Here is a 13,679-nt window from a genome sequence, read left to right on the forward strand (position 1 = left end):
CGTGGTGGCGCACGGACCGCCACGGGTTCGGCCAGCCGCCGGGGTACTGCCGTGAGCGGCGGCGGGCCGACGGCGGCTTCAGGGACAGCGCCGCGGGGCGGCTTCGATGCTCTGGTTCCCTCGCCCTGGCAGTCCCGCCCTCGCACCCCGCCGGAGGTGCTGGAACTGGCCGCTTCGCTGAAGAAGGAGAACCTTTCGCGGTCAGCGGCACAGATCCGCCGACGCCGTCCGCCTGGCCGCGGCACTCCGGCCGGCACTCGCCTCCCGCGGTGTCCCGCGCTTCGTCTATGTCGACAACGGCAGCGCGTTCGTGGACTCCTGGCTCCTTCGGGCCTGCGCGAAACTCGGCATCAAACTGGTCGACTCCACGCCCGGCAGACCGCAGGGCAGGGGCAAGATCGAACGCTTCTTCCGCACGGTGAACAGCGAGTTCGTCGTCGAGATCGCCTCTGGCGGCGGACAGCCCGGTCGGCAGATCAACAGCCTGCTGGAGATGAACCGGCTGTTCACCACCTGGGTCGAGAACGTCTACCACCGGCGCGTTCACTCCGAGACCGGCGCCGCCCCGCTGGGGCGGTGGATGGCCGGCAGTCCTTTCGCAGTTCCCAACCCGGCCGACCTGGCCGAAGCCTTCCACTGGTCTGAACACCGCACCATGACCAAGACCGCGCTGGTCTCCCTGCACAACAACCGCTACCAGGTCGACCCGCGCGGCCAACGAGTCGAGCTCGTCTTCGACCCCTTAGACCTGTTCTTCCTGCGGGTCCGCGCGAACGGCCAGGACGCCGGGACCGCTCCCTACCAGATCAGCCGCCATTCCCGTCCAAAGGCACGGCCCGAGATACCCGCCGAACTGCCCCGCCCCATGACCGGGATCGGCTACCTCGGCCTCATCGACACCGCCCATACGCGCACTGTCGCCGAGAAGGTCGACTACGCAGCCTTCGCGGTCGATCTGGAATCCGACACAGCCCGAGCAGTGACCGAACCGACACATCCCGCCGCTGACCAGGAGAAGCGCCGTGATTGACAAGCTCCAGGCCCACTACGGATTCAGCCGCATGCCCTTCGGCCGCGACCTCGCCCCCGGCATGCTCCACCGCCACGCATCCCACAACGAAGGCGTCGCCCGCATCGGCTGGTGCATCGCCGGACGCTCCATCGGTGTCGTCACCGGCGAGGGCGGCGCAGGCAAAACCGTCTCCGTCCGGGCCGTCCTGCACAGCCTCGCCCCGTCGAAACACACCGTGATCCACCCGCCCAACCCGGTGATCGGCGTCCGCGGCATCCACGAAGCGGTCGTCACCGCCTTCGGCCAGCAGCCCTCTCACCTCGGCTCCCGGCTCACCGCCCAGACCGGCCATGCCCTCACCGCCGAACGTGAGGAACGCGGACGCACCCCGGTCCTGGTTCTGGACGAGGCCCACCTACTCAACTACGAACAGCTCGAAGCCATCCGCATGCTCACCAACACTGCGATGGACCAGGACTCGCCGCTGTCCTGACTGCTCGTCGGCCAGCCCACCCTGCGACGGACGATGAAACTCGCAGTCCTCGCGGCCCTCGAACAGCGGACAGCCCTTCGCTACACGATGCCCGGCATGACCGCGACCGAGACCGCCAGCTACATCAAGCACCGCCTCGGACTCGCCGGCCGGGCCGACCGGCTGTTCACCGACACCGCCATCACGCTCGTCCACACCACCGCCCGCGGCATTCCCCGCGCGGTCAACAACCTCTGCCTCCAAGCCCTTTTCGCCACGTTCGCCACCGGCAAGTCCATCGTCGACGACAAAGCCGCCCAGTCCGCCGTCACCGAGATCCTCGACTGAACCAAGGATGCGGGTTCACCAGGCGGATTGGCCACCGAGTCACCGCAGGGCCGCTTCAGACCGCGCAAAGGAGACACGAGACCACCGATGGTCGTCATGTCAGATCATTTGAGCAGCCCAAGGAACAAGGAGAAGCCAATGCAGTTGCGCAACGTCCAGCTTGATGACGTCGATGCATACGTCAGAATGCGGTGCGATCCCGCCATGATGGCCGACCTCGGCGGACCACTGCCACGCGAAGATATGGAGGACAAAGTCCGACGCGACGTCCACAAGGCAACGGCAGATCGCGACTGGACCAAGATGATCATCCCTGACCCCGCCGCACCTGAAGTCGTGGCGGGAACGGTGACCATATGGTCTCACGACACCGAGGACGGGCCCATGTCGGAGATCGGATGGATGGTCCTGCCGGAATTCCAGGGACGCGGACTGGCCAAACTCGCGGTCCGCACCTTGCTTGAACAGGCACGGGACGAGGACCGCTGGGGGCTCGTGCACGCATTTCCGGCAACGAGCAACGGACCTTCGAACGGCATCTGCCGATCTCTCGGCTTCCAGTTCATCGACGAACGCAATGTGACATTCGCGGACCGAGTTCTTCAAGCCAACCACTGGGCCATCAGCGCCAGCACTGCCACTGCCCTCACACGAAGGTGACGTCCAGTCACCTGGCTCCCAGGTGACGCGCAAAGCCCACATGAACCGCCCCGACACCTTGCCGACCAAAACAACACCTCACCGAGAACCGCCCCGTTGGGACGACTCCCAGCGGGGCATTTCGTCCTCGTTCGTCGGCATCCTCAGTGCCGCACCTGTCGGCACTTTCAGTGTCACTCAACATGCGGGAAGCGTGGATCGGTCGCGGGCTTGGCTGCCTTCTTCGCGGCCGGGCGGCGAGCCGACGTCGCCGGGGGCGGTGGCGGGGCGCTTTGGCGTGACCGGGGCGGCGGGTGCCTCCGTCGGCGCGACGGTCTCCGCCGCGGACACCTTGGGCGCGGACGGGCCGGTGAACGTCTTCGGGGCCGGCTGCGGCGCGGCGGCAGAGGTGCCGTGGGCGGGGTACTTCGCCGCCCAGCCGTTCAGCAGCCGTTGGTACGCCTTCAGGCGCGGCGATTTCGGCTCGGAGCGGCCGTTCTCGTAATTCTTGACCGACTGCGTCGACTTCTTCAACGCGGCCGCGAGGCGGGCCTGGTGATGCCGGCGGCCTCACGCAGCCGGGCGCGCTCCGCCGGAGGCGGGAGCCGCGGCTCCCGCCTCCAGCAGAGCATCGACCGAAGCGAACAGCTCTTCCTCGGATGCCATGTGTCTCCACCTCCAGCCTGGGCACTAACAGAATTTACCCTTTCGTTTAACTCAAACATTTAACAACATTTAACCCGTCCGAACATATGTTGATGTGGCGTCAGCGGAGCGCGACGGGAATGAACATCCGTACGCGGAGGGCGAGTTACTGGAGGGTGTGCCTCGGCGGCGCCGAGTGAGGGGGGCACCTCGAATGCTGGAACGGGGGGTGTCCCGCCCTTGGTCGCGCAGTGTGCCGTGAGCCAGGACCGGCCGGTCGTCGTCATGGTCGGCCGCCCTCCCGGAGCCGTGGAGACCCGGGCCGCCGACTTGATCCAGGCCACCCTGGGACCCCGACGGGAAGGCGCCGTACGCATCGGCCGCGATCTCCACAAGCCCACGCACCGTCCGTATGCCGCACTGCTGGACCAGCACACCGCCCTGCGCGGGCCCGGCACCGGCTGGGACCTGTCTCAGTGGCACCACTCGGGGCTGACGCACCTGGGTGAGCAGGGCGAGTCCGAGCTGATGCCGATGGCCGAGCCCCGGCACAAGAAGGCGGGGAAGGTCCGCCGCTGCTCCGAGCCCTCCCCTGAGGCAGTCACCGGGTTCACCAGCCCGCTCGCGCCCGACGACACCGACGCCGAGGCCCCTTTTCGGCGCGGACCGTTGCGGGCCGCAAGTCAGGTTCAGCGTGGCCGCCGTTGCACGACGCCGGCGAGCGCCGTGGTCACCAGCTTGTTGACGGTTGCCGTGGTCGGTGGGTCGGGGTCGCGGTCCGCGAACAGGAGATGCCCGCCTCCGACCAAGGAGAGGGTGAGTGAGTCGATGTCGGCGTCGGCCGAGATGCGGCCCATTGCGCGCTCGTCGGCCAGGTAGGCGGAGACCGCGGTCGTGATCTGGGCGAGGATCGCGATGCCGCCGTCGGGCCTGGCTTGCCGCAATCGCGCGCGCAACTCGTCCCGGAAAGTGATGAGCGGGACGATCGCCACGGGAACCGGTCCGAACAGGGTGATCAGCGCGCCGGTGAGGTTATCGGTCACGGTGCCGGTGCCGACGGTCTCGCGCAGCGCCTGCGCTTGCGTCTCGAGCTGTACGGCCCGGTCGAGCACGAGCTCGGTGAGGAAAGCGTCGAAGTCGGCGAAGTGCCGGTGCAGCACGCCTTTGGCGCAGGCCGCCTCATCGGTGACGGCCCGGCTGGTCAGCCCGTTCGGGCCATCCCGCAGCAGCACGCGTTCGGCGGCGTCGAACAGCTGCTGCCGCGCGTCGCGAAGGTGTACCCCGGTCGGCACTTACAGATCCTCTCGTGCGCCAGGCTCCTGGCATCCGTTGGCGTGTGAGCGCTTGCCCACTAAAGTGAACGCATGCCCACTCTACCGCGAGAGCAATCAGAGCCGGTGCAGCTGCATCAGGCTCGACAGATGGCCGAGTCTTTCGGAACGAATACGCAACGCTACGACCAGGCCCGACCAGGCTACCCCGATGGCCTGGTGGCGCGTATCGTCGCCGGGAGCCCGGGGCCCGACGTGCTCGACGTCGGCTGCGGCACGGGCATCGCGGCCCGTCAATTCCAGGCCGCCGGTTGCGTCGTGCTCGGTGTCGAGCCGGATGCGCGGATGGCCGGCTTCGCGCAAGCCTGCGGCCTGCAGGCCGAGGTGGCAACCTTCGAAGCCTGGGAACCGGCCGGCCGAGTGTTCGACACATTGATCGCCGCCCAGTCGTGGCACTGGGTGGACCCGGTCGCCGGCGCCGTGAAGGCGGCCCAGGTGCTGCGTCCGAACGGGCGTCTGGCGATCTTCGGGCACGTATTCGAGCCGCCTGCCGAGGTGGCCGAGCCGTTCGCGGCTGCTTACCGTCGGGTTGCGCCCGACTCCCCGTTCAGCAATCAGCCGGCGCGACGTCCGCTGGACATGTACCGAGCGGGGTACGCGAAGATCGCCGACAGGATCCGCGAGACCGAGCAGTTCAACGACCCGGAACAGTGGCGATTCGACTGGGAGCGGTCCTACACGCGCGACCAATGGCTGGACCTGCTCCCCACCACCGGCGGCCTCACCCGACTTCGTCCCGATCAGCTGGCCGGGATACTGGGCGCGGTCGGCCGTGCTCTCGACGCTCTGGGTGGCCGCTTCACGATGCACTACACCACTCTGGCGACCACCGCCGTACGCGCCGGCACTCCTTGATCCGCTGCCGCACGGTCGCGCGGGCCCGCGCACGTCACTCGTTCTCAAAAGCGCCCGGATCACGCAGCGGTAGTCCGCGCTGAGTACGACGGCCGATCGGCGGCCTCGTAGATCCGCCGTGCTGCCGGGCACGAGCTCAGGCTGGAGGCGTGACCGAAGTCCACACGCCGAACCACTGCTCGGCGCCGTAGTCCTCGTATCGTTCCACCTCGGTGAACCCCAGCTTTGCCGCGAGGCGCATCGAGCGCTCGTTGGCGGTCTGGGTGCGGAGCACCACCGGCTCGCCGGGCAGCGCGTCGGCGAACCAGGTGAGGGCCGCTGCGCACGCCTCGGCGGCGTACCCGAATCCCCACGCCTGCGGCAGGAACAGGTAGCCGAGCTCGGTCCTCCCGACGTCCGGACGGACGTGCCCCGGACGCTCTGCGTGCGGATCGAGCAAGATCGTACCGATCATCGCCCCGTCGAGCTCGATCACGAAAAAGCCGGGTCGCCGTCCGGGTACCTCGGGCACCGTGCGTTCGAGCTCGTCGCGCGATCGAGGGCCACCGAGGTAGGTGCCCACCTCTGGCGAAGCGCTCAGCTCGATGATCCCCGCGCGGTCCCGGGCCTCGGACTCGCGGAGTACGAGCCGCTCGGTCTCTATCGGGGCAGGTGGCCAGGCGAGGGGTCTGACATCGGTCATGCCGACCAACCTAGCGAGCAGGCTCGACATCGATCAAGAAGCGCGAACCGATCAACCCACGGACCCGGGGCCTCACGCGCCTTCAAAAATCGCGAACTTGCGGCGGAGATGCCGACTGGCCCGTCGAATGCAAGCGGCGGGCAACGGCCCCGCCGAACTGTTCATCTCCGGCCGCCGCGCCCCCTCCCTGGACCGCGGCGACGAGTGGCAGCCAAGCGCCGACGAGGAGGTCGTCGCGGAGGTCCGGAAGCTGAACGGAACCGGAGGCGCGCTGCTCGGCGAAGAGGAGACGCTGCGCATGATCCTGCCCGCACTGCGCGCCGACTACGGGGCGGTGCGCGACTACCGCCACCGCCCGGGGCCGGCCCTGGACTGTCCCGTCACCGCGTTCACCGGCGACCAGGACCCCAAGGCACGCCTCGAGGACGTACAGGCATGGGTGAACCGCACCCGGTCCGGGTTCGGCCCGAGGGTCCTGCCCGGCGGGTCTTCCTCCTCGTCGAGGAACAGGACGAGGACGGTCCAAGAGCGGCTGGCCCGGACACCGGTGGCAGTGCCGGCATGACCGTGTACTCGCCCGCCCCGAGCGGCACCGGGATCACCGGCACCGGCTCGTACCTGCCCGAACGGATCGTCAGCAACGAGACGGCCACCGCCCGGGCCGGGGTCACCGCCGAATGGGTCGAACGCAAGACCGGCATCCGGGAGCGGCGCTACGCCGCGGACCACGAGGCCGCCTCCGATCTCGCGACCGAGGCCGCCGTGCGGGCCCTGGCCGACGCCGGGGAACGGCCGGAGGAACTCGCCTGGATCGTCGTCGCGACCTCCACTCCCGACCATCCACGGCCGGCCACCGCCGTGTTCGTGCGGCACCGCCTCGGCGCACGCCGGGCGGCGGCCTTCGACGTGAACGCCGTGTGTGTCGGCTTCATCGCCACGCTGCACACCGGTTCCCGGCTGCTGGCCGTGCCCGAGACCGACGGGCGGCGACGCCTGGCGCTCGTCATCGGCAGCGAGGTCTACCTCTGATCTTGGCAGTGCTCCGCCCTTCAGGGCGGGGGTGCAGGTCACCCTCACCCTGGAGGTGCGGAGCACCGGAGTGCTCTGCGCCTCCAGGGTGAGGTCGGACGGTACGCTGTTGGTTTTCGATGTGCTGCTTTTCGATGTACTGCTTGACGACGGTCAAGGGTGCTTCGCCGCAGGATCCGGCGAAGTAGGAGCCGGACCAGAAGTGTCCGCCCCACAGGTACCGGCGCACATTCACGGTCATCGCGGCACCGAGCGGGTGGATCCGTCGCGCGCGAGCGCACGCCGGATGTCCTCGGCGATCTGCCGGGTCAGCGCGGAGGGGTCGGGCTGGAAGTAGAAGTGCCCGCCCTCGAACAGATACAGGCCGAGGAAGTACTCCGACCGCTCTGCCCAGCCAGCCAGGCACGCGGGCGGAGCCACCGTGTCGGCGGTGCCGCCGAAGACCGACAGCGGCACGGGCAGCGGCGCCAGGTCGGGGGTCGGGCGCCAGGTCTCCACCAGCCGCAGGTCGCCCCGGATGGCCGGGCCGAACAGCTCCCACAGCTCGGGGTCCTCCAGAACCGCAGCGGGCGTGCCGCCCATCGCGGCCAGTTCGCGGCGCAGCCCGTCGTCGTCGAGCAGGTGCCGGTGGGTGCCGTCGCCGTCCGGGCGGGGCGTTCCGCGCGCCGACAGACCCAGCCAGACGGGCGGCGTGCGGCTCTCGGCCAGGAGCCTGCGGGTGAGCTCGTAGGCGATGAGGCCGCCCATGCTGTGACCGAACAGGGCGTAGGGACCGGTGAGTTCGGCATCCAGCTCGGTGCGGAAGTGGTCCACGAGCTGGAGGGCGTCACCGATGGTGGGGCGGTCCATCAGCCGACCGCGGCCGGGGGCGTCGAGAGGCCGCACGTCCCAGCCGGCCGGGAAGCGGCCCGGCCAGTCCCGGTAGGGCAGATGCGAACCACCTGCGTGGTGGAACACGAACAGGCGCAGTTCCATGCTGACTCCGTCCCACGTTCTCCGTTCGGAACACCGGACGATAGCGGGTCCGCGGGCCCCTGATCATTTCTCCGAGTCCGGTTCGAGCGTGTGTGCGCACGTTCTCAAGTGTGCGGAGCGGCTTCATCACCAGCAGGATCCGGCTCGTCGCGAGCCGTCCGCACACGTACAGCAGGCACCGGGCGGAGGCCTCATCCACGTGGTGGACATCGTCGACGAGGACCACCACGGGGGCGGTCGCGGCGAGTTCGCCCAGGGCGCCGTGGAGCAAGGCCGGGTCGTCCCCGGGCTCCTCGCGCGAAGCGGTGCCTTCGAAGGAGTGCCGCGATGAGGGACCTCGTGCCCGGTGGTGCTGTCGGCGTTCGGTCCGGCGCCGCTGAGGGCGGCCTGCTTCCCCCGGTGGACATCGTAGGCGGCGAGGTAGGCCAGTGCGCCGCCGCGTCCGAAGGTGCGGTTGACGCGCATCGCGCAGGCCTTGCCGAGGGCGAAGGTGGGGCGGCAGCGGCAGCGGGGCGGGCCTGTATCGAGGTCTTCTCATCACGTACTCGTCCTCACCCAGTGCCCTGCCCTGCCAGGTGCGGGTGTACAGGTCCAGTACCCGGGCGGCCTTCAGCCGGAAGCCGGGGCCGGTGATGAAGATCTCGGCACGCCGGTCTCGGCGGACAGCCGGCAGGCCAGTGCCTTGACCTCGGTGACCTGCAGTGGTGTGCACGAGGCGGGACGGCCGCAGCGGCGCTCAGGGCTATCGGACAGGCAGTACGGACGGGCATGGCCGGCGAACCGAGAAACGGCCTTTGCCAACCAGAAGATCGCCGAGACCGATCGCCCAGCACCACTCGGGCCACGTCTACTGCATAAGGGCTGATCACGCCCTCATCGTCCCTGCATCCTCCAGCCACTCCGAAAGCGGACCACGCAGTTCGATGTCCGCGCGACGGTTCCCCTGCCGCAACGACTCAACGGCGCGGTGGAGCAGCTCAGCCAGAGCCTCATCGGACTCGATGCGATACGTCATGTCCCTGGAATTCCAGACCCACCGGACTACGGGCAGACCTTTTGACGACAAGCTGACCGGCAAACGCACATGGCCGACTCCACAGTGAGCCCCCGAAGGATTTTGAACCGCACCGGGATCGGTGGAGAGCGGATCGTCGCGTGCCGCGTCGAGGTGCGCCTGTACCCCCAGGGGCTCGGGCCCTGCGGTGGCCGTCGCCGGAACCGCCGTCACCGGAGCCTGCACGGCCGCCGAGGACGCCGGTGCCTTGGTGACGAGGGCGATGTGCGGGCGACCGCAGCGAGATCAGGGGGCTGTGGAGCGTGACCGCCCGCTCGCTCATGCCGAACGTACGGTTGATGACCGCCACGGACTGCACGCCGATGATGGAGTCCGCTCCGAGCAGGTTGAAGGCGGCCGTGGGGTCGATGTCCCAGGGGTCGCAGCATAGGATGCGGGCCAGTTCCTCTCGCAGGAGGTCGAGGATCTCCCGCGCCCCGGCGGGAGGCCCGGGTGTTGCGCTGGAAGATCCCGCCGTATCCGGCGAGCGCGGACACGCCCTCCTGGATACGGGCGCCCGCGCCGTCGTTCAGCGAGACCAGCGGGGCACCGGCCGAGATGGCCATGTCCATGCTCTTGTGGATCTTGGTGGCGTGGGCCTCGCCCAGGGCGCCGCCGAAGATCCGGAAGTCGTGCGCGTAGACGAAGACCGTACGGCCGTCGACCGTGCCCCAGCCGGTGATGACACCATCGGTGTACGGCTTCTTCGCCTCCAGGCCGAAGCCGGTCGCCCGGTGCCGGCGGAGCTGCTCGACCTCCTTGAACGAACCCGGATCGACCAGCAGCTCGATGCGCTCACGCGCCGTCAGCTTGCCCTTGGCGTGCTGCGCCTCGGTCGCGCGGTCACTCGGTCCGCGGCGGGCCTGCTCGCGCAGTGCCAGCAGTTCGGCCACACGGCCACGGGTGTCACTCGGCTCGCCCGCCCCGGCAAGCCTCCCCACCGACACGCCACAGCCCCTCTCGACGTCGCCTCTCGACACCGCAGAGCAACAATCCATAGACGTGGTTTCTCGTCTACGGGGGTGGTCCCACCTGCGCCACCTCATCACTCGCCGCACTATCGCCAGCCGCGGGGCGCCCTGTACGAAGCCCGTTCCCAGCACCGTCACACGACCGGGCGGCCCGCCACGTCACCCGCGGACCCCGGCCCCAGTTCCTCGCAAGCACGGAGTGCAAGGCCCTGGTGAGAGCGCTCAGTCCATCCTGATTCGCCCTACCGCACTCCACTCGTACCACCTCGGCCGCCACGGCGGAATCGGCTCACGAAAGCGCCCTCTGTCGTCAAAAATCCCTGGAGCAGCAAGGTCGAGCGGCGCTCGCAGGGGGAACTTCCCAAGCAGAAAAGGGGGAGCGAAAGCCGCATCAATGATGAAATCGATGCTCGCGGGTTCACTTCCACCGAGCGTGAGGGAACATGGAAACCAAACCGGGCGGTATGTCTCTCTGGTGTGCCGCGAGCGAGGGGCTCACCAAGCCTGCTCACGAACGAGGCACCCGTACAAGACGGCCGGACGGCTCCGTCGATCGCACCTCCGCTGTCCGCTTCCCGTCGCTGACGACCACGGTGCCCATGGAGTGAACTGGGGCGAGGTCCTGACCGGACTCCTGGAGAAGGCACAGGCCCAGGGAGAGCTCCTCCCCCACGTCGTGCCCCGGGAGACCTCCGACGTCCTGGTGGGCCGTTTCGCCGGTGTCCAGGCGATGTCGCAGGCGCTCAGCGGCTACCAGGACCTCGCCGAGCGAGTCTGCTCCCTGCTGCGTCATCTGCTGCCCAACGTGGTGCTCGCGTCCGTCCTCGCCTCGGTGGACCTCTGGCTCACACGAGGGGTGGCGGTCTTCACCGAGCTGACCGAGGCGCACGACGAGGAGGCCGCCGTCCCGGTCGGTCAGGCCGGCACTCTTTCCGGGTCGGGGGCCGCCACCGGCCCCCGGGCTCGCGTCCATCCCGAAGAACGTCGCCAGCGCGCCGGCCAGTGGTCCGCCACCGTGGCACCGGGGCCCTGAGGGGCAACTCCACGCCCCGCCGGCCGGGAAGACCCGAGCAAAACCGAATCCTCGTCTACGTGAGGTCGAAGGGGGCCGGGTCGTGTCGCTCCCAGATCCGGCGAGATGCCTCTTCCGGGTAGGGCAAGGTCTTCGACTCGACATCCAGGACGCGAGTCAGCTGTCGCTCGGGCCGGTGGGCGGGCCACCCGGGGTCACCGGCCGTGGCGAAGCGGACCCATCCCCGCTGCAGTTCCAAGGACACCGCCGAGACCTCCGGCGCCGGCCGGTCGCCGAAGAAGTGCCGGCCGGCGGGGCTGTCCAACGTGCCGAACGCCAGGGGAACGTCGAGGCTGTGGCAGGCGCCCAGGACACCGCCGGACGCCGGAGCCGCCAGTCGCAGCTCGAAGAGGAACGACGTGCCTCCAGCCGCCTGGTTCGCCTGGGCCAGCCGCAGTGAGGGCATCCGGAAGAGGGCATCGGAGTACACCAGTTCAAGCAGTTCTTCATGGGTGGCCTGCGGGTGGGCGGCACGGTAGGCATCCGCGCCGTCCGATGCCGGGGCGAACAGATCCAGGGCCGTACGGGCCTCGTCCTCAGTGAAGGTGCCCAGCCGCCCCATCATGACGCTGAACAGCCGGAACTCATCGCGGGTGTGGCCGACCAGGAGCTCGATTCCGCCTGCACGGCCGCCGGCCAGCGCCCTCCAGGGCGTTTCGGTGAGCACCACGCCGTCGAGGACCGGGCACACGGCGACACCGATCTGCGAGAGTCGGCCCCAACGCTCACGGTGGCCGGGAAGGTCGGCACCAAGAGCGGTGAGCTCGCCGGCCAGGCGCAAGGGGTCGATGCCGGACAGGGCCTCGGCGTCAGGTGCCGCACCGACCCGGCCCGCGAGCACTGCGGCGACCTCTTCCGCCAGCCCGCGGGTGCACAACGACCCCGGCACCGAGTGCACGATAGCCCTGCGGAACAACCCGCGCGCCCGCTCCATCGTCAGTAGCGCCGCGATCGACCCCGCCCCGGCGGACTGCCCCGCCACCGTGACCCGGTCAGGGTCCCCGCCGAAAGCGGCGATGTTGCGCTGCACCCATTCCAAGGCCGCGATCTGGTCGAGAAACCCGCGATTGGCCGGGGCGCCCTCGACAAGAACGAAACCCTCCACCGCCACACGGTAGTTGATGCTCACCACGACCAGGCCCGCACCGGTCAGGGCCGCAGGATCATACATCGGATCACTGGAAGCCCCCGCGATGTAGGCACCACCGTGAACCCACACCAGCACGGGCAGCCCGGCCTCCCCCAGAACCGGGGTGCTGACATTGAGCGTGAGCCAGTCGTTCCCGACCGACCTCTCGGCCGTCGGCCCCGCCTGCGCAACCACCGGGCCGAACCCGGTCGCCCGCCTCGTCCCGTCCCACCCCTCGACCGGGACAGGCGCCTGGAAGCGCAACGGCCCGACCGGCGGCTGAGCATAGGGAATACCACGGAAGACCACATGCTCCCCGAGCCGGCACCCCTCTACAAGGCCCTCCGCAGTCCGTGCTCTCGGTTGTCCGGACATGCCACACCCCTCCCCCACGAACGGAACGGACCCTCAGCCTTTACCAGCCAACTGTAATATGTCAACTGTATTGAAAAAGAGGAGGCCAACGATGCCCAAGCAGGTGGATCACCGCGAACGCCGCGAGACGATCGCCCGAGCACTGTGGCGCACAGTGGAACAACGCGGCATCGCGCACGCGAGCGTCCGCGAAGTAGCCCGGGAAGCGGGCATCTCCCACGGCGCTGTGCAGCACTACTTCGCCACCCGCGAAGAGATGCTGGTCTTCGCCATGGACTTCGCGTCCGAACAGACATCACGGCGCGTCACCGAGGGCATCACAGGACTCGGCGACCCGCCACACCCCCGCGACACGCTCCGGGCGATGCTCACGGAGATGCTCCCCCTGCGTCCCGACGCACGCGCGACGAGCCGGATGAGCGCCGCCTACGTCCTGGAGGCACTGCACAACGCGGACATCCACACACGCGCACGCGACGGATTGACCCACGGCCGCGACCTCATCGAGCAGATCGTCCGCCAAGCCATCACCGACGGCCACATCAGCCCCGACCGCGACCCGGCGACAGAGACCAACCTGCTCCTGGCACTCACCGGCCTGACCCCGCTCATCGAACTGAGCGTGATCGAGCCCCAAGAGGCCCTGACCGCCGTCGACCAGCACCTCAGCCGACTGTTCACCAACAAGATCTGACCGCACCCAACCGCCGGCGGCCACGCCCGCCGGACAGCCACCACTCACGCACCCCCCTGGGACCTACGACAGGCCACATGTCAAGCAGCGACTTGCCGACACTTTCCGGCGTCCCACCGCCACCTCGGGTGAGCAGACGTCAGAAGATCACCTGCAAGGACTAACGGCCTTTCAACTCCCCACATTCAGAACAGCTTTGATTGATGTTCAGTTTCTGTCGGAGCGTCGTGAAGGAGCTCTGCATACCCGATCGGCCCATCAGAACAGGGGGTCCCGATTTGCTCGATATGACAGCAATAAAGGGTGTTAGTACGTTCAATCACGCACCGGCTGTCACAGCGGGACTGTCTCTGAGTCCGAGAAGGAGAACAAGCGACATGATCATGACCCGTTCCC

16 protein-coding genes and 3 pseudogenes are annotated in these 13,679 nt (G+C 68.7%); 11 read left to right on the plus strand and 8 right to left on the minus strand.

Annotation, left to right across the window (positions count from 1 at the left end; translation table 11 throughout):
- The first annotated feature begins 310 nt into the window (after window positions 1-310).
- From ACIOHC_RS35570 to ACIOHC_RS35585, 4 genes are all read left to right on the plus strand, one after another.
- Window positions 311-1,030 (plus strand): Mu transposase C-terminal domain-containing protein, encoded by a 720-nt coding sequence (locus ACIOHC_RS35570; RefSeq protein ID WP_401845557.1) that lies wholly within the window; start codon window positions 311-313, stop codon window positions 1,028-1,030.
- Complete coding sequence (locus tag ACIOHC_RS35575; RefSeq protein ID WP_401845559.1) at window positions 1,023-1,505, plus strand: AAA family ATPase; 483 nt, start codon at window positions 1,023-1,025, stop codon at window positions 1,503-1,505. Before ACIOHC_RS35570 ends, ACIOHC_RS35575 begins: the two co-directional genes overlap by 8 nt.
- 33 nt (window positions 1,506-1,538) lie before the next feature.
- Window positions 1,539-1,832, plus strand: a complete 294-nt coding sequence (locus ACIOHC_RS35580) for a hypothetical protein (protein WP_401845562.1) — start codon at window positions 1,539-1,541, stop codon at window positions 1,830-1,832.
- A gap of 138 nt (window positions 1,833-1,970) precedes the next feature.
- On the plus strand, window positions 1,971-2,492 hold the full coding sequence (locus tag ACIOHC_RS35585) for a GNAT family N-acetyltransferase (protein ID WP_401845565.1): 522 nt from the start codon (window positions 1,971-1,973) through the stop codon (window positions 2,490-2,492).
- Between the two features lie 182 nt (window positions 2,493-2,674).
- Here the strand turns inward: ACIOHC_RS35585 and ACIOHC_RS35590 are convergent.
- A pseudogene (locus ACIOHC_RS35590) lies at window positions 2,675-3,137 on the minus strand (helix-turn-helix domain-containing protein); the annotation flags it as partial.
- Between the two features lie 237 nt (window positions 3,138-3,374).
- Here ACIOHC_RS35590 and ACIOHC_RS35595 point away from each other — a divergent pair.
- A pseudogene (locus tag ACIOHC_RS35595) lies at window positions 3,375-3,632 on the plus strand (zeta toxin family protein); the annotation flags it as partial.
- Between the two features lie 173 nt (window positions 3,633-3,805).
- Here ACIOHC_RS35595 and ACIOHC_RS35600 read toward each other — a convergent pair.
- On the minus strand, window positions 3,806-4,408 hold the full coding sequence (locus ACIOHC_RS35600) for a TetR/AcrR family transcriptional regulator (protein WP_351087087.1): 603 nt from the start codon (window positions 4,406-4,408) through the stop codon (window positions 3,806-3,808).
- A 72-nt stretch (window positions 4,409-4,480) separates the two neighbouring features.
- On the opposite strand from ACIOHC_RS35600, the gene ACIOHC_RS35605 reads away from it, so the two are divergent.
- Window positions 4,481-5,302 (plus strand): class I SAM-dependent methyltransferase, encoded by an 822-nt coding sequence (locus tag ACIOHC_RS35605; RefSeq protein ID WP_401845567.1) that lies wholly within the window; start codon window positions 4,481-4,483, stop codon window positions 5,300-5,302.
- 136 nt (window positions 5,303-5,438) lie between these two features.
- Here the strand turns inward: ACIOHC_RS35605 and ACIOHC_RS35610 are convergent, their stop codons facing one another.
- On the minus strand, window positions 5,439-5,984 hold the full coding sequence (locus ACIOHC_RS35610; RefSeq protein WP_351087091.1) for a GNAT family N-acetyltransferase: 546 nt from the start codon (window positions 5,982-5,984) through the stop codon (window positions 5,439-5,441).
- Here ACIOHC_RS35610 and ACIOHC_RS35615 point away from each other — a divergent pair.
- The gene (locus ACIOHC_RS35615; protein WP_401845570.1) at window positions 5,983-6,549 is read left to right on the plus strand and encodes a thioesterase II family protein; all 567 of its coding nucleotides are present in this window, start codon (window positions 5,983-5,985) and stop codon (window positions 6,547-6,549) included. The two genes, ACIOHC_RS35610 and ACIOHC_RS35615, sit on opposite strands and share 2 nt — an antisense overlap.
- Window positions 6,546-7,013, plus strand: coding sequence for a 3-oxoacyl-ACP synthase III family protein (locus tag ACIOHC_RS35620; RefSeq protein ID WP_401845573.1), 468 nt, complete (start codon window positions 6,546-6,548; stop codon window positions 7,011-7,013). The genes ACIOHC_RS35615 and ACIOHC_RS35620 overlap by 4 nt, the downstream gene beginning before the upstream one ends.
- On the opposite strand, the gene ACIOHC_RS35625 is transcribed toward ACIOHC_RS35620, so the two are convergent.
- Together ACIOHC_RS35625 and ACIOHC_RS35630 are read right to left on the minus strand one after the other, a co-directional pair.
- On the minus strand, window positions 6,988-7,254 hold the full coding sequence (locus ACIOHC_RS35625; protein WP_401845575.1) for a transposase: 267 nt from the start codon (window positions 7,252-7,254) through the stop codon (window positions 6,988-6,990). The two genes, ACIOHC_RS35620 and ACIOHC_RS35625, sit on opposite strands and share 26 nt — an antisense overlap.
- A complete protein-coding gene (locus ACIOHC_RS35630; RefSeq protein WP_401845578.1) occupies window positions 7,251-7,988 on the minus strand; it encodes a thioesterase II family protein in 738 nt (245 codons plus the stop codon). Before ACIOHC_RS35630 ends, ACIOHC_RS35625 begins: the two co-directional genes overlap by 4 nt.
- 199 nt (window positions 7,989-8,187) lie before the next feature.
- Here ACIOHC_RS35630 and ACIOHC_RS35635 point away from each other — a divergent pair, with 199 nt between their 5' ends.
- Window positions 8,188-8,319 (plus strand): hypothetical protein, encoded by a 132-nt coding sequence (locus tag ACIOHC_RS35635; RefSeq protein WP_351087098.1) that lies wholly within the window; start codon window positions 8,188-8,190, stop codon window positions 8,317-8,319.
- A 658-nt stretch (window positions 8,320-8,977) separates the two neighbouring features.
- On the opposite strand, the gene ACIOHC_RS35640 is transcribed toward ACIOHC_RS35635, so the two are convergent.
- Both ACIOHC_RS35640 and ACIOHC_RS35645 read right to left on the minus strand, forming a co-directional pair.
- Window positions 8,978-9,469: an acyl carrier protein gene (locus ACIOHC_RS35640; RefSeq protein ID WP_401845592.1), complete on the minus strand. Its 492-nt coding sequence runs from the start codon at window positions 9,467-9,469 to the stop codon at window positions 8,978-8,980.
- A gap of 16 nt (window positions 9,470-9,485) precedes the next feature.
- Window positions 9,486-10,088: pseudogene (locus ACIOHC_RS35645) on the minus strand (carboxyl transferase domain-containing protein); the annotation flags it as partial.
- Between the two features lie 529 nt (window positions 10,089-10,617).
- On the opposite strand from ACIOHC_RS35645, the gene ACIOHC_RS35650 reads away from it, so the two are divergent.
- Window positions 10,618-11,046 carry a hypothetical protein gene (locus tag ACIOHC_RS35650; protein ID WP_351083989.1) on the plus strand — a complete coding sequence of 143 codons (429 nt, stop codon included), beginning with the start codon at window positions 10,618-10,620 and terminating at the stop codon, window positions 11,044-11,046.
- Between the two features lie 55 nt (window positions 11,047-11,101).
- Here ACIOHC_RS35650 and ACIOHC_RS35655 read toward each other — a convergent pair whose 3' ends face one another.
- Window positions 11,102-12,589 (minus strand): carboxylesterase/lipase family protein, encoded by a 1,488-nt coding sequence (locus tag ACIOHC_RS35655; protein WP_401845581.1) that lies wholly within the window; start codon window positions 12,587-12,589, stop codon window positions 11,102-11,104.
- A gap of 91 nt (window positions 12,590-12,680) precedes the next feature.
- Here ACIOHC_RS35655 and ACIOHC_RS35660 point away from each other — a divergent pair, with 91 nt between their 5' ends.
- On the plus strand, window positions 12,681-13,283 hold the full coding sequence (locus tag ACIOHC_RS35660; protein WP_351083986.1) for a TetR/AcrR family transcriptional regulator: 603 nt from the start codon (window positions 12,681-12,683) through the stop codon (window positions 13,281-13,283).
- Window positions 13,284-13,679 lie beyond the last annotated feature (396 nt).

It is taken from the genome of Streptomyces sp. NPDC088252 (genome assembly GCF_044740965.1).
In the GTDB taxonomy this organism is placed as follows: Bacteria; Actinomycetota; Actinomycetes; order Streptomycetales; family Streptomycetaceae; genus Streptomyces.

Bases quoted from the DNA above. Each gene is read 5' to 3' on its own strand.
- ACIOHC_RS35580 (WP_401845562.1), top strand. From the start codon at position 1,539: ATGAAACTCGCAGTCCTCGCGGCCCTCGAACAGCGGACAGCCCTTCGC.
- ACIOHC_RS35585 (WP_401845565.1), top strand. From the start codon at position 1,971: ATGCAGTTGCGCAACGTCCAGCTTGATGACGTCGATGCATACGTCAGA.
- ACIOHC_RS35605 (WP_401845567.1), top strand. From the start codon at position 4,481: ATGCCCACTCTACCGCGAGAGCAATCAGAGCCGGTGCAGCTGCATCAG.
- ACIOHC_RS35615 (WP_401845570.1), top strand. From the start codon at position 5,983: ATGCCGACCAACCTAGCGAGCAGGCTCGACATCGATCAAGAAGCGCGA.
- ACIOHC_RS35610 (WP_351087091.1), bottom strand. From the start codon at position 5,984: ATGACCGATGTCAGACCCCTCGCCTGGCCACCTGCCCCGATAGAGACC.
- ACIOHC_RS35620 (WP_401845573.1), top strand. From the start codon at position 6,546: ATGACCGTGTACTCGCCCGCCCCGAGCGGCACCGGGATCACCGGCACC.
- ACIOHC_RS35625 (WP_401845575.1), bottom strand. From the start codon at position 7,254: ATGACCGTGAATGTGCGCCGGTACCTGTGGGGCGGACACTTCTGGTCC.
- ACIOHC_RS35630 (WP_401845578.1), bottom strand. From the start codon at position 7,988: ATGGAACTGCGCCTGTTCGTGTTCCACCACGCAGGTGGTTCGCATCTG.
- ACIOHC_RS35655 (WP_401845581.1), bottom strand. From the start codon at position 12,589: ATGTCCGGACAACCGAGAGCACGGACTGCGGAGGGCCTTGTAGAGGGG.
- ACIOHC_RS35660 (WP_351083986.1), top strand. From the start codon at position 12,681: ATGCCCAAGCAGGTGGATCACCGCGAACGCCGCGAGACGATCGCCCGA.